15 protein-coding genes are annotated in these 18,795 nt (G+C 55.3%); 3 read left to right on the forward strand and 12 right to left on the reverse strand.

Annotated elements, in window-relative coordinates:
* Positions 1-148: 148 nt before the first annotated feature.
* The 3 genes from CIK94_RS11960 to kbl all read right to left on the reverse strand — a co-directional run bounded on the left by CIK94_RS11960 (position 149) and on the right by kbl (position 3,809).
* On the reverse strand, positions 149-526 hold the full coding sequence (locus tag CIK94_RS11960) for a YbjN domain-containing protein (protein ID WP_022310348.1): 378 nt from the start codon (positions 524-526) through the stop codon (positions 149-151).
* 55 nt (positions 527-581) lie between these two features.
* Positions 582-2,378 carry an AAA family ATPase gene (locus tag CIK94_RS11965; protein WP_094423149.1) on the reverse strand — a complete coding sequence of 599 codons (1,797 nt, stop codon included), beginning with the start codon at positions 2,376-2,378 and terminating at the stop codon, positions 582-584.
* 243 nt (positions 2,379-2,621) lie between these two features.
* Positions 2,622-3,809, reverse strand: a complete 1,188-nt coding sequence (kbl, locus tag CIK94_RS11970; RefSeq protein WP_094387236.1) for a glycine C-acetyltransferase — start codon at positions 3,807-3,809, stop codon at positions 2,622-2,624.
* A 178-nt stretch (positions 3,810-3,987) separates the two neighbouring features.
* Between kbl and CIK94_RS11975 the strand changes: the two genes are divergently transcribed.
* Positions 3,988-4,944, forward strand: a complete 957-nt coding sequence (locus CIK94_RS11975) for an NAD-dependent epimerase/dehydratase family protein (protein ID WP_022310345.1) — start codon at positions 3,988-3,990, stop codon at positions 4,942-4,944.
* Positions 4,945-5,033: 89 nt separating this feature from the next.
* On the opposite strand, the gene CIK94_RS11980 is transcribed toward CIK94_RS11975, so the two are convergent.
* The 9 genes from CIK94_RS11980 to murF all read right to left on the reverse strand — a co-directional run bounded on the left by CIK94_RS11980 (position 5,034) and on the right by murF (position 16,346).
* Positions 5,034-5,684 carry a NigD-like C-terminal domain-containing protein gene (locus tag CIK94_RS11980; protein ID WP_158216577.1) on the reverse strand — a complete coding sequence of 217 codons (651 nt, stop codon included), beginning with the start codon at positions 5,682-5,684 and terminating at the stop codon, positions 5,034-5,036.
* Position 5,685: 1 nt separating this feature from the next.
* Positions 5,686-6,831 (reverse strand): 1-acyl-sn-glycerol-3-phosphate acyltransferase, encoded by a 1,146-nt coding sequence (locus tag CIK94_RS11985; protein WP_094423151.1) that lies wholly within the window; start codon positions 6,829-6,831, stop codon positions 5,686-5,688.
* Positions 6,832-6,849: 18 nt separating this feature from the next.
* On the reverse strand, positions 6,850-7,845 hold the full coding sequence (locus CIK94_RS11990; protein WP_094423152.1) for a D-alanine--D-alanine ligase: 996 nt from the start codon (positions 7,843-7,845) through the stop codon (positions 6,850-6,852).
* Positions 7,846-7,857: 12 nt separating this feature from the next.
* Positions 7,858-8,931, reverse strand: a complete 1,074-nt coding sequence (locus CIK94_RS11995) for an RluA family pseudouridine synthase (RefSeq protein WP_022310341.1) — start codon at positions 8,929-8,931, stop codon at positions 7,858-7,860.
* Between the two features lie 37 nt (positions 8,932-8,968).
* Positions 8,969-9,631: a PASTA domain-containing protein gene (locus tag CIK94_RS12000; RefSeq protein ID WP_094387866.1), complete on the reverse strand. Its 663-nt coding sequence runs from the start codon at positions 9,629-9,631 to the stop codon at positions 8,969-8,971.
* Between the two features lie 277 nt (positions 9,632-9,908).
* Entirely contained in the window at positions 9,909-10,139 is a 231-nt protein-coding gene (locus CIK94_RS14140; RefSeq protein WP_144008390.1) for a hypothetical protein, read from the reverse strand.
* A gap of 1,093 nt (positions 10,140-11,232) precedes the next feature.
* A complete protein-coding gene (locus CIK94_RS12010; protein ID WP_094423154.1) occupies positions 11,233-13,464 on the reverse strand; it encodes a GH92 family glycosyl hydrolase in 2,232 nt (743 codons plus the stop codon).
* A gap of 448 nt (positions 13,465-13,912) precedes the next feature.
* Positions 13,913-15,037, reverse strand: coding sequence for a glycosyltransferase family 1 protein (locus CIK94_RS12015; RefSeq protein WP_094387863.1), 1,125 nt, complete (start codon positions 15,035-15,037; stop codon positions 13,913-13,915).
* Positions 15,038-15,047: 10 nt separating this feature from the next.
* On the reverse strand, positions 15,048-16,346 hold the full coding sequence (murF, locus tag CIK94_RS12020; RefSeq protein ID WP_094423155.1) for a UDP-N-acetylmuramoyl-tripeptide--D-alanyl-D-alanine ligase: 1,299 nt from the start codon (positions 16,344-16,346) through the stop codon (positions 15,048-15,050).
* A gap of 612 nt (positions 16,347-16,958) precedes the next feature.
* Between murF and CIK94_RS12030 the strand changes: the two genes are divergently transcribed.
* Together CIK94_RS12030 and CIK94_RS12035 are read left to right on the forward strand one after the other, a co-directional pair.
* Positions 16,959-18,104: a hypothetical protein gene (locus tag CIK94_RS12030; protein WP_144008391.1), complete on the forward strand. Its 1,146-nt coding sequence runs from the start codon at positions 16,959-16,961 to the stop codon at positions 18,102-18,104.
* A gap of 241 nt (positions 18,105-18,345) precedes the next feature.
* A complete protein-coding gene (locus tag CIK94_RS12035) occupies positions 18,346-18,720 on the forward strand; it encodes a hypothetical protein (RefSeq protein ID WP_094387859.1) in 375 nt (124 codons plus the stop codon).
* Positions 18,721-18,795 lie beyond the last annotated feature (75 nt).

The raw sequence follows: 18,795 nt of genomic DNA on the forward strand, positions 1-18,795 counted from the left end.
CGCGGGGCGGACGAATATCAGTGGGGCTGGCTGAGCCATCGGCTTGGCCGTAGTCCATATAAAGAAGATGCACAACATGCTGCTGGCAGCGCGTTGTGCATCTTTTTCGTATGGGTCGGTTGTCGCCGTGGCGACCAGGGCGACAGCGTCAGTTAATCTGCTTGTAGAACTCCTGCTGGGCGGCAAGCAGAATATCGAGCACTCTGGGGATAATGTCGTCAAAGACGGGCGTGCTGTCTATCAGCAGCTCGGCAGAGAGCCACACATTGTCGTTGACGATAGTGGCTTTGACCACCTTCATCGAGACGCTCACCGCGTTGGTGGCTTCGAGGACGCCGGCGCGGTTGTCTTCGGTCACGTCAAAGACGCCCGGCATGACCAGACGCAGGAATGTCTCGTCGTTGTCGCTGCCCATGAATATGAAGTTGCGCATCTGGTACTTGAAGAAGATGTCGTTGTCTTCGTCCTGCTCGTATTTGAAACCTTGTGAGCTGAGGAACTCTTTCATTAAATCTACATTTGTCATAATCTTTGGGTTTTGGTTGTTAGGATGTATATGGTTTATTGATCTCTTGCTTCTGTCAGGCGTTGAAACCTATGCGCGGGCGTTCCATGTTGCGGCGCTCCACTCCCTGCATCTTCTCTTCTATCTCCTTGTACATCTTGACTATCTCGGGGCGTATCGAGGGGCGCGTGTTGCGGATGGAGGTCTCGAGCAGTTCCTGGCTGATGAGTTGGTTGGTGAAGGCTGCCGTCATGGCTGCGTCGTTTACTATATAGGCGATGTCGCTGGCTATGTATCCGTCGGAGAGCTCAGCCAGATGCTGGGCGTCGATGGCTGTCTCGTCGTAGGGGCGGTCCTTGAGGTGGAGCATGAACATCTCCTTGCGCGCGTCGAGGTCGGGCAGCGGCACGTAGATTTGCTTGTCTATGCGGCCGGTACGCAGCACAGCCGGGTCTATTTTGTCGGGGCGGTTGGAAGTGGCGATGACAAAGATGCCCTTCTTGGAGCAGTTGTTGAGCTGGCTCAGAAACTCGTTGACTTCGCCCGACATGCTCGTGTTGTCGATGTTGGAGCGGTTGGGGACCAGCGCGTCAAACTCGTCGAAGCACAGCACAGACGGTGCTTTTTCCTGTGCCTGCTTGAAGAGACTGCCTATCTTCTCCTGCGAACCGTGGATGTAGATGCTCGCCAGGTCTGAGGTCTTGACCATGAGGAAGTTGAAGCCCGTCTCTTCGGCGAATTTTTCTGCGAAGAACGTCTTGCCGCATCCGGGAGGACCATAGAGCAGCATGCCATTGGGTGGCGTGAGCTTGTAGCGCTCTGCCAGTTCCTTGTTCTTGATGACAAAGATTACGCGCTGGTAGAGCATGTCCTTGAGTTCCTTCATGCCGGCGATGTCGGCAAATCCGTTGCCCTTCTGCTGCTCCACGCTGAACGTTACGGCGTTGGGGTTGTCTTCCGCCTGCTGGGTGTTGTGGCCAGAGGACTGTCCCGGTGCATTGGCACCGGTGGTCTCCTGACAGGGTTTGCCGTCGATGAGGCTGATGATTTCCTCGACCGACTTGAAGCGGTCTTCGTATTTCACCGCCAGACCCTTCTGCAGGATGCGGGTGGTCTTGTCGTCGAGGTCCACACCCTCGAGCGAGAGTTGTTCTGACTTGCGCTTCTCCTTGATGAGCGCGAAGCGGCGCGCTCTGGTCATGCCCTCGGTAAAGGTCATCTCCCACGGAGCCGCGCCGAAGAGCATGGTGTAGAGGACGGCCGTGGCAGAGAAGATGTCGCTCTGCTCGTCGTAGAGGCCCATGAAGGTCTCGTTGGCGCAGTACTCCACCTCCAGGTCTGCCACCTCAAAGGGTGTCTTTCCATTGCATCGCGGCGCTGTGTGCCCCATATCGATGATTTCGGGAATGCCTCCAGCCACCTTGGAAAGCATGATGTTGCGGGGAGTGATGTCGTTGTGGCACAGGCCTTGACGGTGCAGGTAGCCGAGGCCGTTGAGAATACCTCTATATATATTCAGGGCGGTGTCGGCATCCATCCTGCCTTCGCGGGCGAGCTTGTCCATCAGCACGTCGCCGGTGAAATAATTGGTGACGAAGTAGTGGCACTCTCCGCAGTCCAGGTGGACCTTGCCCGAATCGATGAAGGAGACGATGTTTTCATTGACAAGTTTCTTGCAGCGCTCGATGGTGTAGACCTCGTGCGTGGCAGTGTCCATGAGGCGCTCTGGAGTCTTCTTGAGGATATACAGCTTGAGAAAATAGATGTTGTCGTTGTCGTCTATCACACGGTAGGTCTCGGTATATTCGTTCTCCTTGATGAGGCTTTGGGCAAGGTACTTGTCAAGTCTTGCGTTCTCTTTCAGTACACTCATAGTTCAGTCGTTAGGTTTGGTGTATAGTATTTCAGATGACAGCCATAGCCGATGGCCGATGGCTATGGTTACAAAATTAAGACAATTTCCGTTAATGCCAAACTTATCTTCCGCTTTTTTTGACTATAGACAGGGAAAATGGCATCTTTTCCGCCCGTCTTGCGGCTGGACACAAAAACGCCGCAGGCGTTCCTCATCACTGAGAATGTGCCTGCGGCTATAATCTTGAAAACGAAATCGGGTTTATTTGAGCACGCCAAGTTCCTTGCCCACCTTGATGAAGGCGGCGATACACTTGTCGAGCTGCTCGCGGGTGTGGGCGGCAGAGAGCTGCACACGGATGCGGGCCTCGCCCTTGGGCACTACAGGATAGTAGAAGCCCGTGACGTAGATACCTTCCTCGAGCAGACGGTTGGCATAGCGCTGAGAGAGCGGCGCGTCGTAGAGCATCACGGCGCAGATGGCGCTCTGGGTGGGCTTGATGTCAAAGCCGGCAGCCTGCATCTTGTCGCGGAAGTAGTTGACATTCTCTACCAGATGGTCATGGATGGAGTTGTCTTCCTTGAGCATCTTGAACACCTCGAGACTGGCGCCGATAATGGCGGGAGCCAGCGAGTTGGAGAAGAGGTAAGGACGGCTGCTCTGGCGCAGCATGTCGATGATTTCCTTGCGGCCGGTGGTGAAACCGCCGAGGGCGCCACCAAACGACTTGCCCAGTGTGCCGGTATAGATGTCTACGCGGCCATAGGTATTGCACAGTTCGCTCACGCCGTGACCGGTAGCACCTACCACGCCAGCCGAGTGAGACTCGTCGACCATGACGAGGGCGTCGTATTTTTCAGCGAGGTCGCAGATCTTGTCCATCGGAGCCACGTTGCCGTCCATCGAGAATACACCGTCGGTACAGATGATGCGGAAGCGCTGGGCCTGAGCCTCCTGCAGACACTTCTCAAGCTCAGCCATGTCGGCGTTGGCATAGCGGTAGCGCTTGGCCTTGCACAGGCGCACACCGTCGATGATAGAGGCGTGGTTGAGGGCGTCGGAGATGATGGCGTCTTCCTCGGTGAGGAAAGAGCCGAAGAGACCGCCGTTGGCGTCGAAGCAGGCGGCATAGAGTATGGTGTCCTCGGTATGGAAGTAGTCGCTGATGGCAGCCTCAAGTTCCTTGTGGATGTCCTGAGTACCACAGATGAAGCGAACCGAAGACATACCGAAACCGCGACGGTCCATCATCTGCTTGGCACCCTCGATGAGGCGGGGATGGTTGGACAGACCGAGATAGTTGTTGGCACAAAAGTTAAGCACTTCTTCGCCCTTGACCTGGATGGCAGCACCCTGGGGGCTCTCGATGATGCGTTCTTCTTTGTAAAGACCTGCGCTCTTGAGATTTTCCAGAGTAGCGCAGAGCTGTTCTTTGATTTTACCGTACATGTTTGTTCACGTTTTAGTTCTTGTTAGACTACAAAATAACGCATTATTTTCGACAAATAAAAGCGTTTGCCTGTTTTTTTTGTTAATCTGCGGGTAAAAAGGTTTTTTTATAGCTTTTTTCTCCTTAGTCTCAAAAAAAATTAGTTAATTTGCACCCATAATTTTAAGTACTTGACACATGAAAAATATCTTGGTCATCGGCTCTACAGGCCAGATTGGTTCTGAGCTGACGCGTGAATTGAGAAAAATCTATGGCAACGACCATGTAGTAGCTGGCTATATCAAGGGCGCAGAGCCCAAGGGAGAGTTGCTGGAGAGTGGTCCGTCGGCCGAGGCTGATGTCACCAACGGCGAGATGATAGCCAGCGTGGTAAAGCAGTATAATATCGACACCATCTACAATCTGGCTGCGCTCCTGTCGGTAGTGGCCGAGTCCAAGCCTCGTCTGGCATGGAAGATAGGTATCGATGGACTCTGGAACATACTCGAAGTGGCTCGCGAACATGGCTGCGCCGTATTCACACCCAGCTCGATAGGTTCTTTTGGACCATCTACACCCAAGATGATGACTCCCCAGGACACCATCCAGCGTCCCCGCACCATGTATGGCGTCACCAAGGTTACCACCGAGTTGCTCAGCGACTATTATTTCAATAAGTATGGCGTCGATACCCGTGCCGTGCGCTTCCCCGGAGTCATCTCCTATGTCACTCCTCCTGGTGGCGGCACCACCGACTATGCTGTCGACATCTATTACTCGGCAGTTCGCGGCGAGCGCTTCGTATGTCCTATCAAGGAGGGCACACTGATGGATATGATTTACATGCCCGACGCGCTCAAGGGAGCCATCGACGTGATGGAGGCCGACCCCTCGCGCCTCGTTCACCGCAATGCGTTCAACATCGCATCGCTCAGCTTCGGTCCCGAGACCGTATACCAGGCCATCAAGAAGTACAAGCCCGACTTTGAGATGGTCTATGATGTAGACCCACTCAAGCAGAGCATAGCCGAGAGCTGGCCCGACCGTCTCGACGATACCTGTGCGCGCGAGGAGTGGGACTGGTGTCCACGCTACGACCTCGACGCCATGACCCGCGATATGCTTGAGAAGCTCGCCATCAAGCTCGGAGTATAACGACTATACATTATATAATATATAAGATGCACAACGCGCTGCCAGCAGCATGTTGTGCATCTTTTTTTGTTTGGGGTATGGGTTTCGGTCTAATATCGGCGCTCCATGAGTCCGCCGTAGGTGTTGACGCGCACCACGATGTCGGCTTCCTGTGCCCTCTCGTCGAGCGGGATGCTCACAAACGCCACCTGGGTGTAGTATTCGGGCACCCCGTTCTGGTTGTGCAGCAGCGTGAAGGTAAACTGCTCGCGGCTGCCCGTGCGTAGGGTGTCACACTTCACGCCCACGGTCTGGCGCCCCATCTCTCCGTTGTCCTTGGCACCCGCCTTGAGCGCCAGTCTCATGTTGATATAGCGCCCGGTAGTGCTGCGCCATGCGCTTTCGAGTCCGAGCGGGTCGGTGCGCAGCGTGTCGGGGCGTGTGGTCTCTACAGGCCGCAACACCGGCACCGCACCGATAGAGCGTGGCTTGACGGTGGTGGCTGCGTCGTGATAGTCGTAGTAGAACAGGGCACGATACAGCGTGTCGGCCTTTGCCGCCCATTTTGCCGTAATCGTGGGCTGCAGCTGCAGCGCCTTTCCCTCGTCGGTCACCACGCGGCTTATCACGCCCTTGTCTTTCGTATATGCGTCGACCATTTCAGCCTGCATATACGAGTAGTGTCCGTCGCCCGAGTCGTAGCTGCTGCTCTCGCAAGCCGCCATCACCACTGCCATCACGCCCAGTAGCCAGTATCTCATATCACAGCCCCATTTGGTTGATAGCCGGGTTGGCATACATCTTGAGCATCTGTTCGCGCAGATAGGCATCGTCCTTGCCCTCCATCTCTATCTTGTCCAGCTGGCCCTTGAGGTAAGCCTCAAACTGCGCCTTGTCTTCAGCCGTGTAGTGGTCGGCGTGGGCAGAGTCGCCGTGCAGCAGGTCGAGCGCCACGTAGTTGTTGGGATAGAGGCGGTAGCCCGCAAATATCTGCCGGTCTATGTGGTCGGCGATGAGGCGGAAGAGCTCGGTCTTGGGCGTGTCTGCCGGGATGGTGTCGAGGTAGCTGTCTATGCAGTCGGCACACTGGTAGTGTATGTATCCCTTGTAGCCCATGATGCCGGTCTGCATGCTTGTCACGTCGTCCATCGGGCCTTTCTGCCAACTGGGGTTGTCGCGGCGCGCCTGCAGTTCGGCAGCCTTGAGATAGTCGCAAGGGTCGTACTCATAGCTTATGGCGAGGGGCACGAGGTGCAGCTGCTTCAGGCGGTCTATGATAGAGCCATCGCCGCCCATCACCATCATCTTGAGTATGGCTTCCTGGGTGCGGTCGTTGCTGTCCTTGGCGCGGCCTTCGCGCTGGGCTATCCATATGTTGTCGTTCTTCTCGGCGATGACGAAGTGCATGTACTCGCTCAGCCGCTTGCTCGCCATCAGCATCTCGCGCATGGAGAGGGCACGCTCTACGATAAACGACTTGTTGACGCGCACCAGGTCCTTGACCCAGGGCAGCTTGAGCAGATTGTCGCCGATGGCGATTTCACATGTCGTGTTGAAGCCCGCGTCTATCAGCAGCTTGTCGAGCAGTGCCGAATCGAGCACTATGTCGCGGTGGTTGCTGATGAAGGTGTAGCGGCTGTCGGTGTCGAGCGATGCGATGTCGATGTCGCATCCCTTGCTGAGCCGCGCCAGCAGCTGTACAAGAAAACCGTAGCAGAAGGTCTTCTGGAAATCGAGGTTGTCCTTGCAGGCGTGCATCTTGGCAGCCAGCGCCTCTTTGGGCACGTCAGGGTAGAGATAGGCCAGCACGCTGCTGAACTGCTCGTTCTGGAGCAGGCGGTCAAAGACGTCCGGTAACTCGTCGGGTTCAAACGGACGGATGGGGTCAAATTGTTCAGGAATTTTCATAAGCGGAAGTTCTGTAGGTTAGAACTGGTTCTCCACAATCTCGCTCAGTACCTGGGTGATGTCGAGGCCGGCGGCGCGCACCTGCTGTGGGATGAAGCTGGTGGCGGTCATGCCGGGTGTGGTGTTGATTTCGAGCATGTTGATGCAGTCGTTGCCCTCGGCATCCTTGGTGATGATATAGTCGATGCGTATGATGCCGTTGCAGTGCAGGATGTCATAGATGCGGCTGGTCTCCTCGGCCACGGCTTTGGCGGTGGCGTCGGCTATGCGGGCAGGCGTAATCTCCTGCACCTGACCGTTGTACTTGGCGGCGTAGTCGAAGAACTCGTTGCTCGTCACCACCTCGGTAGCGGGGAATACCACCGATTTCTCCTTGGTCTTGTAGCAGCCTATGCTTATCTCTGTGCCCTGCATATAGCGCTCTATCATCACCTCGTTGCTCTCCATGAATGCCACGCGCAGTGCGGCAGCCAGCTGGTCGGGCTCTTTCACCTTCGACACGCCGAAGCTCGAACCGTCGGCAGCGGGCTTGACAAAGCAGGGCATACCCAGACGGCGTGCCACCTCGTTCTCGTCGATCTCCTCGCCACGGCGCACCAGGATGCTGTCGGCCACGTTGACGCCGAAGCCTCTCAGATAGTTGTTGAGCACATACTTGTCGAAGGTCATTGCCTCGACCAGCACGCCGCTGGTGGAGTAGGGCACATGGAGCAGGTCAAAGTAGCCCTGCATCAGTCCGTTCTCGCCGGGGGTGCCGTGGATGGTGATGTAGGCGTAGTCAAATTCGACGACCTTACCGTCGCATACGAAGGTGAAGTCGTTCTTGTCTATCTGGGCAGTGGTGTCGTCGGCGAGCTGCACGTGCCAGTCCTGTCCTTTGACATCCACGATATATACATTGTAACGTTCTTTGTCGAAAAACGAATAGATGCCCTGTGCCGAGCGCATAGAGACATCGTGCTCTGATGAGTCGCCGCCGCAAACGATGGCGATGTTTCTTTTCAGTTCTTTCATCTTTATCCTTGTTTAGTTCTCTGCAAAAGTATTTTTGGTTGTTCCTGCGATAAACGTACGCCACTTCTCGATGAGCTGGCGCATGTCTTCAGGCCACTCAGACGTGAAGTCCATCTGCTTGCCCGTGGTGGGATGCACAAAACCCAGTGTGCGGGCGTGGAGTGCCTGCCGCGGACAGAGTGAGAAGCAGTTCTGCACAAAGGCGCGGTAGGAGGCGCTGCGCTCGCCGCGCAGGATTTCCATGCCACCGTAGCGCTCGTCGGCAAAGAGGGGATGGCCTATCGACCGCATGTGGGCGCGTATCTGGTGGGTGCGACCGGTCTCGAGAATGCACTCGATGAGGGTGACATAGCCAAACCGCTCGATGACGCGGTAGTGGGTCACGGCGGGCTTGCCTATGCCCGAGTCTGGCGCAAATACAGCCATGCGCAGACGGTCTTTAGGGTCGCGCCCGATGTTGCCTTCGATGCGTCCTTCGTCGTCCTTGACGTTTCCCCATACCAGGGCATTGTAGCTGCGATGTGTAGTCTTGTTGAAGAACTGCAGTCCCAGCTTGGTCTTGGCGTCGGGAGTCTTGGCTACCACCAGCAGACCGCTCGTATCCTTGTCTATGCGATGCACCAGACCCACCTCGGGATCGTTGGGGTCGTAGCCCTCGACATCGCGCAGATGCCAGGCGAGGGCGTTGACCAGCGTACCCGTGAAGTTGCCCACGCCGGGGTGAACCACGAGGCCGGCGGGCTTGTTGACCACCATCAGCTGGCTGTCTTCATAGACCACATCGAGTGGTATGTCCTCGGCCTCGATAGAGGTGTCGTGGCGCGGACGGTCGAGCATGAGCGTGACCACATCGCCCGGGCGCACGCGATAGTTGCGCTTCACGGGGCGGTCGTTGACATGCACAAAACCGGCATCGGCGGCACGCTGTATGCGGTTGCGGCTCGAGTGCTGCAGCTTTTCGAGCATATACTTGTCTATGCGCAGCGGCTCCTGGCCGCTGTCCACGACAAATCTGAAGTGCTCGTAGAGCTGGGGTTCGCCTTCGAGTTCGTCTATATCTTGCAGGTTGATGTCTTCGTCTGTCATGATGCTTTATATATATAATAAGGTGTAGCCCCCGAGCCTATTCGGCTGCCGTCGGCGGAGCCTTGACCTCTTCAAATTCGTCCACCTCGCCCGCCGACTCGTTCTCGTCAAACGGGTCGATAAAGTTGATGGAGTCGGCTTCGTCTACCATGCCGCTGCCAGCCTGTACCACTATCGGGTCGTCGACAGCCACGCGGTCGCCCGCCGACACATGGCGTCCGTGTACGGTGATGCCATAGACCCAGTCCTTCTCGCCGGGCACGCGTTGGGGTGTGCCGAGCCTGAAGCCCATGGCAGAGAGTCGCGCCATAGCTTCGCGCAGCGAACTGTTGTCTATCACGTCGGGAATGGTGAGGGTTGGGGTATGCAGCGAGTTGATGGTGACATAGATTACGTGTCCCGACTTCACCTTGTCGCCCGCTGCAGGCGACTGGCTCAGGATGCAGTCGGGAGGGAGAGTCTTGACATAGCCGGTATCGTTGACCACCATCACCAGATTGAGGTCGGCCATGATACGGTCGGCGTCAGCAAAGCGCTTATCCTTCAGGTTGGGCACGGTTATGGCTTCGCCATGATGGGTATAGGCGTCGAGGGCGAACTTCACCCCTATCACCAATGCCAGCACCACCAGTGCCATAGCGCAAAGGTTGCCCCACAGATAACGGCTTTTCAATTTGCCAATAATATCGGATGAATTCATCTGTCGTAATTTTCTGCACAAAGTTAGTGCAAACCGAAGATATTACAAAATAAATCTCCTTTATTTTTACTATTGAGGTGCCGCCTAACTTCACGGCTATGCCGTAAAGTGTGCAAACCGAAGACAATACAAAGAAAAAACGTATGTATTTTCATTTTGTATTGTTGAGGTGCCGCCCTAATTTATGTAAAGTTAGTGCAAACCGAAGATATTACAAAATAAATCTCCTTTATTTTTAATATTGGTGAGTTCAAGAAGGCCGCCATGGCGTTTAGCATCATCCGAAGACGCCGATAGTAATGCCAAAAGCCACTTCGCTGGCTCGTGTCGTATGGCGCGGATGCGCGTTTCGGAAGGCACGGACACGCGTTTCGGAAGGCACGAACACGCGTTTCGGACGATACGAGCCGGCGGAGTTGGTCAGGAAATTTGTAGAGGTGGTCTCCAGCGTCGCAGAGATGGTCAGGAGATTTGTGGAGGTCATCAGAAATTTTGTGGAGATAGTCATAATTTTCGCAGAGGTCATCAGAAAAAATGTGGCGATGGTCACGTGGTTCACAGAGTTGGTCTGTCGGGGTGTGTGGTTATCCGTGGGGTGTGATGGGTTGGTTGGTCGGGGTGTGTGGGTGTCCATGGGGTGCGATGCGATGGTCGGTCGGGGCGTGTGGTTATCCGTGGGGTGTGACGGGTTGGGTCGGTTGAGGTGTGTGGGTGTCCTTGGGGTGCGATGGGTTGGCTGGTAGGGTTGTGTGGGTGTCCGTGGGGTGTGATGGGTTGGTTGGTCGGGGTGTGTGGGTGTCCGTGGGGTGCGATGGGTTGGTCGGTCGGGGTGTGTGGGTGCCCGTGGTGTGCGGTGAGAGGATGGTGCGCACCCTTGGCAACTCTGTAGGAGTTGCGATTTCATAGCCCAGGGTTGAGGTGCGCAGCGCCTCTACTCTGGGTACAATGATAAAAGATAAAGCTACTCTGAAGGAGTTGCGATTAGCCGTAGGCGTTACCCGCAGCGTGGTTTTCCCGGTTTATATTTTATGATAATTTTCCCATGAGGGAACGTTCTCGGGTTTGGAACATTTGATAATTTTCCCCTGAGGGTAACGCCTACGGCTAATCGCAACACTTACAGCGTTGCATGGCTGGTGGGGTGGATACCCAGGGTAGCGTGCTTCGCCCGCAACCCTGGGCTGGGGAATCGCAACTCCTACAGAGTTGCCGCAGCTTGTGTAAGCCCCTCCCCGAAGCCTCCCCAAGGGGCGGGAGTTCCACATCAAGCCCCATTCCAACCCTCCTAAAGCCTTCTCCAAGTGGAAGGAACACCAACTGCTGGCCTATCCCAGCCTTCTTCAAGGGGATGGAGCTACAACGGAAGCCCCATTCCAGCCTTCTTCAAGGTGAAGGAGCTCCAACTGCTGGCCTATCCCAGCCTTCTTCAAGGTGAAGGAGTACCAACAGAAGCCCCTCCCGACCTTTCACATGGGGAAGGAGCGCCATCCAAGTGCCTTAAACACAGCGGGATAGGACTCCCGCCCCTTGGGGAGGGTTGGGGAGGGGCTTCAGTTGGGGGCGATTCTGGGGCTATTGCCCCTGGCTATGACTCTGGAAGACTACTTGCCCATGACAAACTCGAGGGTGCCACCTGCCATGATGTCGGCGTAGGTGATGTAGTTCTTCTTATACTTCTTGCCGTTGAGCTTGACCGCCTTGATGTAGCAGTCGTCGGCGCCGCGGCGGTTGGTCTTTACGGTGAAGGTCTTGCCGTTGGCGAGGGTGATGTCTGCGCGGCGCAGCTGGGGCGAGCCGAAGCTGTATACGCCCGACGCGGGGTCTACGGGGTAGAAGCCCATGCTCGACCAGATGTACCATGACGACATCTGTCCGCAGTCCTCATTGCCCGAGTAGCCGTCGATGCGGTTGAAGTACTGCTCGGTCATCACCTTGTTGGTGTAATACTGCGCCTTGCGGTCTGCGCCGACCCAGTTGTAAAGGTATGCGCAGTGGTGGCTGGGCTCGTTGCCGTGGGCGTACTGTCCTATAAATCCGCTGGCATTGCCGCCGCCGTCGAGGTCCACTCGGGTGGTGTCGGCGAAGAGGTGGTCGAGCTCCTTCTCAAACTTTTTGTTGCCACCCATGAGGCTGATCATGTCGGGCACATCGTGGGGCACGAAGAAGTTGTACTGCCAGGCGTTGCCTTCGGCATAGGGGTGCATGCCCTTGGGTCGGTAGGTGTACGGATTGAATGGCTCCATCCACTTGCCGTTCTCGTCTTTGGCGCGGAAGAAACCTGTCTTCTCGTCGTAGAGGTTGCGGTAGAGGTGGGCACGGCGGTTGAAGTATTCATAGTCGTCCATCTTGCCCAGGTGCTTGGCGAGTCGCGCCACGCAGGCATCGTCGAAGGCGTTCTCGAGCGTGATGGAGACAGACTCTATCTGTCGTGTCTCGGGCAGATAGCCATACTGCTCGAGCAACTTCCATGGCGACTGGCGGTGCTCGCGCATCGAGGTGCCGCGCACAGCCTCGTAGACGCGCTCGGCGTCGACTCCGGGCAGGCCCTTGAGGGCTGCGTCGACCATGACGGGTATGGCGTGGTTGCCTATCATGCAGTAGTTTTCAGACCCCCACAGCTGCCAGATGGGCAGATAGCCATAGACGTCGTACTGGCGCAGCATGCTCTTGACCATATCGCCCACTCGCTCGGGCTTGAGCAGTGCATAAAGCGGGTTGCAGGCACGGAAGGTGTCCCAGAGGGAGAAGGTGCTGTAGTGGGTCTCGCCCTCGGGCAAACGCGCGTCGGTGAAGTCGGAGCGGGTGTAGGCGCCATTGACATCGGAGACGGTGTTGGGCTGGATATAGGCGTGGTAGAGGCCGGTGTAGAAGATGGCCTTCTGGTCGTCGGTGCCGTCGATGCGTATGTTGGCGAGCTCCTTCTCCCAGGCTGCCACTGCCTGCTGCTGGACAGCCTCGAAACTCCATCCGGGGTTCTCGGCCTCCATGTTCTCGCGGGCATTGTCTACGCTCACGGGCGAGAGCGCCACCTTGACGATGAGGGGCTCGCCCGACGCGCCGAAGTCGAGGAAGCAGCGGGTGTCGCGGCCGTTGGCCACGTCGCCGTCTACATAGACCTCCTTGCCCTGGCGGAATGTCTTTGCCACTACGGGGCGTGAGAACTGGGCGTAGAAATAGACCTTGCGCGCCTTCTGCCATCCACTGAGCATGCGGTAGCCCACCAGCGTGGTGGCGTTGACGAGGCGCAGCTGCGAATTGAAGATGATGGTCTTGCGGTCGCCGCCACGGTTCTGCCCGGCGTGACTCATGTCGAACGCCAGCGTCTGGGGCTTGCCTGCGGGATAGGTGATGCGGGTCATGCCCGTGCGGGTGGTGGCGGTGAGCTCGGTGTTGATGCCAGAACCGTCGAAGCGAACCGCATAATATCCCACGGAGGCCTTCTCGTTGTCGTGGCTGAAGGTGGCGGGGTAGAGGTCTTCGCCCTGCAGACGGGTGATGGGTTCTACCGATGGCTGCATCATCACGTCGAGCAGGTCTACACAGCCGGTGCCGCTCAGATGAGTGTGGGCGAAGCCGTAGATGGTGTTCAGGCTGTAGTCGTAGCCCGACGCGCCGTCGCCATTGGGGCATACAAACTCTTCGGGGCTCAGCTGGACCATGCCAAAGGGAGTGGTGGCGCCGGGGAAGTTGCCGCCCTTGAGGCTGTGGGCATCTACCTGGCCGGTGCCGATAAACGGGTTGACATAACGCGTCACGCCCTCGTCGGTCTGTGCCCATGAGGGCATGGCGGCCATGAGTGCCAACGCTAACATACAGTGCTTGATGATTTTCATAATGGTAACTGTCTATATGTATAATATGGTGCAAATATAAAAAAAAGTAAGGACAACGGCGAAGACGGTGGCTGAAAAACTGCGGACGCGGACAAATATTGCAGCCAACAGCCTAAAAACCACAGCCCCACCCTCGGCTCGCGGCGCGCCGATGGGCGTGGGCGCAGGGCTGTGGTGCGGGCGGCGTGACGACTACTGCGGGTCGGCAACCGTGGCTGACGGCGAAGCGAGGACAGGCGGGGCGAGGGGCAAGGGACGGCCGGTGGCGCAGGGCTGCCGCCCAAACGGCGTGGGGCAAAGTCTGATGACCGTGGGGGATAAAAAAACACGTTTGCAGATGGCTTGCGGCATCTGCAAACGTGATGATAATCGTATCTATGGCTCGCTCGGGTACGCCCGAGCGAGCATCGGCGAGGCTCAAGATGCGGGGGAGCGGTCGGGACGCGGTCTATCCCCGGATGACGCGGCGATAGACATCGAGCACCTGGGCTCCCACGTTGTTGCCCTCAAACCGGGCTACATATTCCATGCTGCGGGCTATGCGCTCGTCGCGCCCGGGAGCTCCCACGAGCACCTGGCTGATGGCATGGGCCATGGCGCGGTCGTCGTCGGGGTCTACGTAGAGGCAGTCGGGGCCTCCCGCCTCTTCCAGACAACTGCCCGTGCAGCCCACTACAGGCAGTCCGCTCTGGATGGCTTCGATGATGGGTACGCCGAAACCCTCGTAGCGCGAGGGGTAGACACACGCCTCTGCCATCTGGTAGAGCGAGGGCAGGTCGGCATTGGGCACGCCGCTGAGCCAGCGCACCCGGTCGCCCAGTCCGTGGGCGGCGATGTAGTCCTTGACCTCCTGCGCATAGTCGGTCTGCCGGCCCACGATGACCAGCGCCACATCGTCTATGTGCTGCAGCGCCTTCACCGCCAGCAGTATGTTCTTGCGTCGCTCCACGGTGCCCACGTTGATGATGTAACGGCTGGGCAGCACGTAGCGGGCGTGCACATCCTGGAGCTTGGCATCGCTCTCGCGCAACTTGAAGTGGGTGCTGCAGCTCTGGTAGATAACCTCGATGCGGTCGGGGTCTACGTGTCCGTAGTGCATGATGTCGCGCTTGGTGCACTCGCTGATGGCTATGATGCGGTCTGCCTGGGCTATGGTGCGGTGGAACTTCCATGTGTATATCTTCACATCGGCCCGGTTGTAGTACTCGGGATGTCGCATGAAGATGAGGTCGTGGATGGTGACCACCGTGCGGATGCCGCTGCGATGGATGCCCAGCGGCAGCTCGCCCGAGAGTCCGTGGTAGAGGTCTACGGCGTCGCGGCGCAGGTCGCCCACGATGCCCCACGAGCGCCAGAGCCACTTGGGCATGTGGCCGCGGGGGTAGACAAAGTCCATATTGGCGGTGGTGCGTACCTGGGTGCGCAGGTCGTCGCGTCCGGCGTCGGGGGCATAGAGCAGCAGACGGGTGTCGGCATCGATGATGCCCGCGAGGTCGTTGGCCAGATTGCGTCCGTAACTGCCCAGCCCCGTGCCGTTGCGCACGATGCGTTTGGCGTCAAGTCCTATTTTCATGTTGTCGGTGTTAAAGCAGTGGGGGCAACTCGTAGAGGTGTATGCCGTTGCTGCCCTTGATGAGGATATAATGGTCGCGTATGTCGTTGTCGGCGAGGGCTTGCTTGACCTCCTCCACATCGGCAAACTTGCGATACGCGGTGTCGGTATGGGCAAACTCTTCGCCCACGAGCCACACATCCTTGAGTCCGAGAGAGGCTATGTGGTCTGCTATGCGCTGGTGCTCCTCGTGGGAGGCGGCTCCCAGTTCGCGCATGTCGCCGAGGATGGCCATCTTGTGGTCTACCTGCATGAAGGCGAAGTTGTCTACCGCCGCCTTCATGCTGGTTGGGTTGGCGTTGTAGGCATCCACGATGAGCGAGTTGCGCTGGGTCACGGTGAGCTGGGAGCGGTTGTTGATCGGGATGTAGTGCTCGAGAGCATGGCATATCTGCTCGGGGCTCACGCCGAAGCGGAGTCCGATGGTGATGGCTGCCAGCATGTTGGTGATATTGTATGTGCCTATGAGGTGGGTCTGCACGCGGTAGGTGGCGCCGTGGGTCCACTCGAAGCAGAGGAACGGGGCGCTGCTAACCACTCTTCCCATCACGTCGGCAGGGCTTGCGGCATCGGCAGAGTAGGTCATGGTGTCGTCGAGATGGCGCTCGGCGGCCATGGCGGTGAGGTAGGGGTTGGCGGCGTCGATGAAGGTCTGGCAGTGGTGGGCAGCGAGGAAGTCGTAGAGTTCGCCCTTGGTGGCCATCACGCCCTCGAACGAGCCGAAGCCCTGCAGGTGGGCTCGGCCCACATTGGTAATCATGCCGCAGGTGGGCTCGACATACTCGACCAGCGCGCGGATGTCTCCGGGATGGGATGCGCCCATCTCCACTACGGCTATCTCGTGGGTGTCGTTGAGTCGCAGCAGCGTCTTGGGCACTCCCACATCGTTGTTGAAGTTGCCCTCGGTGTGCATCACGCAGTAGCGCTCGGCGAGCACAGCCGATACGAGTTCCTTGGTAGTGGTCTTGCCGTTGGTGCCCGTGATGCCTATCACGGGGATGTCGAACTGGCGGCGGTGCTCGCGTGCCAGCTCCTTGAAGGTGGTCAGACAATCGTCGACCAGGATGTGTCGGCCGTCGTCCTTATAGTATTCCTTGTTGTCTATCACCACATAGGCACAGCCCTTGTCGAGGGCGGCGTCGGCGAAAAGGTTGCCGTCGAACGAGGCGCCCTTGAGCGCGATGAAGATGCTTCCCTCCGGACAGTTGCGGCTGTCGGTGGTTACGGTGGGGTGTTGTTGGTACAATTGGTATAATTGTCTGCTATCCATAGCTTATGTCATTTACATCGCAAAAGTACAAAAAATATTTTACCTTGAACCACAACGGGACGAAAAATGTGCGCACGGTGCAGACGATAGCCTCTATTGGCGTGGAGATGATGCCCGCCGGCGCGGATGTAGGCTGTGGATGGGTATATATAAATAAGGTGGGGCTGCGGTGCATAAGGCGTTCTCTCGCCGTGCCGCCTGCAGGGGCGAAGATGCCGCAAAAAGTCTTGATTCTTTTCAGGGCTCCGCCCTATGCGGCGGTGCGTGGGGGTGGATGTTGCCGAGAGTACACTCTCTGATATCTGCCGCCACCAAGCGTCGCGCCAGGCTGCTATGGATGACGCCTTCGGCTAATCGCAACACTTACAGGGTAGCCGTATTCGTGGTGTGTGTACCCTGGGTAGAGGCGTTGCGCACCTTAACCCTAAGTTGCAACTTGATGAGTTGCAGAAGGATACCTACTACATCGAAGCAAGAAATGGGGAGATTATCTCTCGCAACTTCATACAGACTATCACAATGAGGTAGGCCGCAAGTATGGTCTTGCACGCGGCATCCCTTACAATGAATTGTCCGAGGAGGAGAAACGAGGACGAAGGCATAAGAAACAAGGTGGTTCTCGAAGCCGAGCGACAGGCGAAAGCTGCTCTTGACAAGGTAGAGAAATACGCTGTTCTTGCCACTGTTGACAAGCAAGAGCTCACCTTCCCTCTTCTCAATATCAAGACACCTGTTCAAGAGGCAATGGATGCCGTTAAGAAAGAACTTGCCATTCCTATTCCTGCACTTATCGGACAAAAGACTTGGCGAGAGGAACGGACAACAAACATCAATGATGCTATTAAGACTCTTGTCGTTGCCATCAACGCTGAACGTGACAAGCAGAATAATGGTATACGAGCATCTGTCAACAAAACTTACACTTACTATATGCAGCAACTCAACAAACTGATTATTGAGAATAAGGCATTGCAGAATGAGAATGAAGTGCTAAAGGCTGAAAATGCAAAAGTGAAGCAACACATATCGCAGCTTGACGAAAATGCTGTCAGACGAGTAACGGCTCAAAAGGATGTTGTTATTGAAAGGCTTAATACCCAATTAGTCTCAAAAAACGAGGACATTACAAAACTCAAGACTGATTACAATACTCTATGGGAGAAATACAAAATCTTGGTTCTTCATTGGAACGACTTGACAAAACAGCTTGAACTAATTGAAGCTGTTAAACGTGTGGAAGACCGCAAGGAGCAAGAAGCGGAGGCAAAACGTGAGGAACAGGCAAGGCAAGACAGATACCAAGGTGTACTTGACCGTATTATTAGTGAAGGTCATGAACAGCTTCAAGCCTTTTCGCAATCAAGCAGAATAGATTTCTATGAGAAAGAAACCAAAGCAATCTATTATGGTATTATGGCTACTGCCACAAAAACCAACATTGCGCTTCGCTCTCCACAAGGAGCAAAATTTGCAGTTGAAAGATTTCTCGCGAGCATGGATTGGAATGGTTGTGGCAACTATCGGAGAGAATGTGTCGCACACTGGACAAAACTCTTTGCTACCGATGAGGTTGTTTATACCGAACCCCTCATTCAGAACTTCCTTTCGTTCATTAACTACATGTCTTGCAGCGCAGATACATACGTTTCACTCGGTGGCTCCAATGGTTGTGCTGACCAACTCACGAATTGGGACGGAACACAGAAGTTTGGATTAGGAGCACCACCAAAAAAGAAGTCACAAGGTTTATCCAGATAATGACAATGAGAGGCGATTTGTAGCGTTAATTACCACAAATCGCCTCAAATTACAGAAATGTGATGCCAGAATAAAGATTTCCAATGATTTATTCTTTCGTCTGAATAAGATTCTTTATCTTTGTAGTCAATAAATGACAATTCCTATAAAAGAAAGTCTGTTGATATCGATTAAACCTTGATATTGTTACAACAAAGAACAATATTATAGGTATTAGTTTCCTATCTTAACACAACTTAAAATGAAAATACTTATATTTTTAAACTTAGGTAACATTCCGATGACAGAAGAAATGTTGCTTGCTAAAATTTCTAAAATAGCTTTATTTCACGGAGGAGTATTGAGTCAATCGCAAGATAACAGAAGCGTATGGATAGTTCGGACAGAAATTAGTAATGAATTCAAAAATCACTATACAAAATCATTCTGGAAGTATTTTGGAGATGGTATTCATAAATTGTTTGATAATTCGGTGTATGTAAGCATATATGCAGATGATTTGCAAAAATATCCCAAAAATCAAGATGAACGAAATATAAGGTATGTCAATAGATTGCAAAAAAAACGATTCGATTTCTCTGGTGATGATATTAGTACGGATCATAGATTTTGGTAATTGAAAAATACAAACAACAGAAACTTTTGAAGAAGGATATTCTTGAGGTTGTATATTCTGCAAACAATATTAAAA

It is taken from the genome of Prevotella sp. P4-51 (genome assembly GCF_002251455.1).
Taxonomy (GTDB): Bacteria; Bacteroidota; Bacteroidia; order Bacteroidales; family Bacteroidaceae; genus Prevotella.

Bases quoted from the DNA above. Each gene is read 5' to 3' on its own strand.
- CIK94_RS11960 (WP_022310348.1), bottom strand. From the start codon at position 526: ATGACAAATGTAGATTTAATGAAAGAGTTCCTCAGCTCACAAGGTTTC.
- CIK94_RS11965 (WP_094423149.1), bottom strand. From the start codon at position 2,378: ATGAGTGTACTGAAAGAGAACGCAAGACTTGACAAGTACCTTGCCCAA.
- kbl (WP_094387236.1), bottom strand. From the start codon at position 3,809: ATGTACGGTAAAATCAAAGAACAGCTCTGCGCTACTCTGGAAAATCTC.
- CIK94_RS11975 (WP_022310345.1), top strand. From the start codon at position 3,988: ATGAAAAATATCTTGGTCATCGGCTCTACAGGCCAGATTGGTTCTGAG.
- CIK94_RS11980 (WP_158216577.1), bottom strand. From the start codon at position 5,684: ATGAGATACTGGCTACTGGGCGTGATGGCAGTGGTGATGGCGGCTTGC.
- CIK94_RS11985 (WP_094423151.1), bottom strand. From the start codon at position 6,831: ATGAAAATTCCTGAACAATTTGACCCCATCCGTCCGTTTGAACCCGAC.
- CIK94_RS11990 (WP_094423152.1), bottom strand. From the start codon at position 7,845: ATGAAAGAACTGAAAAGAAACATCGCCATCGTTTGCGGCGGCGACTCA.
- CIK94_RS11995 (WP_022310341.1), bottom strand. From the start codon at position 8,931: ATGACAGACGAAGACATCAACCTGCAAGATATAGACGAACTCGAAGGC.
- CIK94_RS12000 (WP_094387866.1), bottom strand. From the start codon at position 9,631: ATGAATTCATCCGATATTATTGGCAAATTGAAAAGCCGTTATCTGTGG.
- CIK94_RS14140 (WP_144008390.1), bottom strand. From the start codon at position 10,139: ATGACTATCTCCACAAAATTTCTGATGACCTCCACAAATCTCCTGACC.
- CIK94_RS12010 (WP_094423154.1), bottom strand. From the start codon at position 13,464: ATGAAAATCATCAAGCACTGTATGTTAGCGTTGGCACTCATGGCCGCC.
- CIK94_RS12015 (WP_094387863.1), bottom strand. From the start codon at position 15,037: ATGAAAATAGGACTTGACGCCAAACGCATCGTGCGCAACGGCACGGGG.
- murF (WP_094423155.1), bottom strand. From the start codon at position 16,346: ATGGATAGCAGACAATTATACCAATTGTACCAACAACACCCCACCGTA.
- CIK94_RS12035 (WP_094387859.1), top strand. From the start codon at position 18,346: ATGAAAATACTTATATTTTTAAACTTAGGTAACATTCCGATGACAGAA.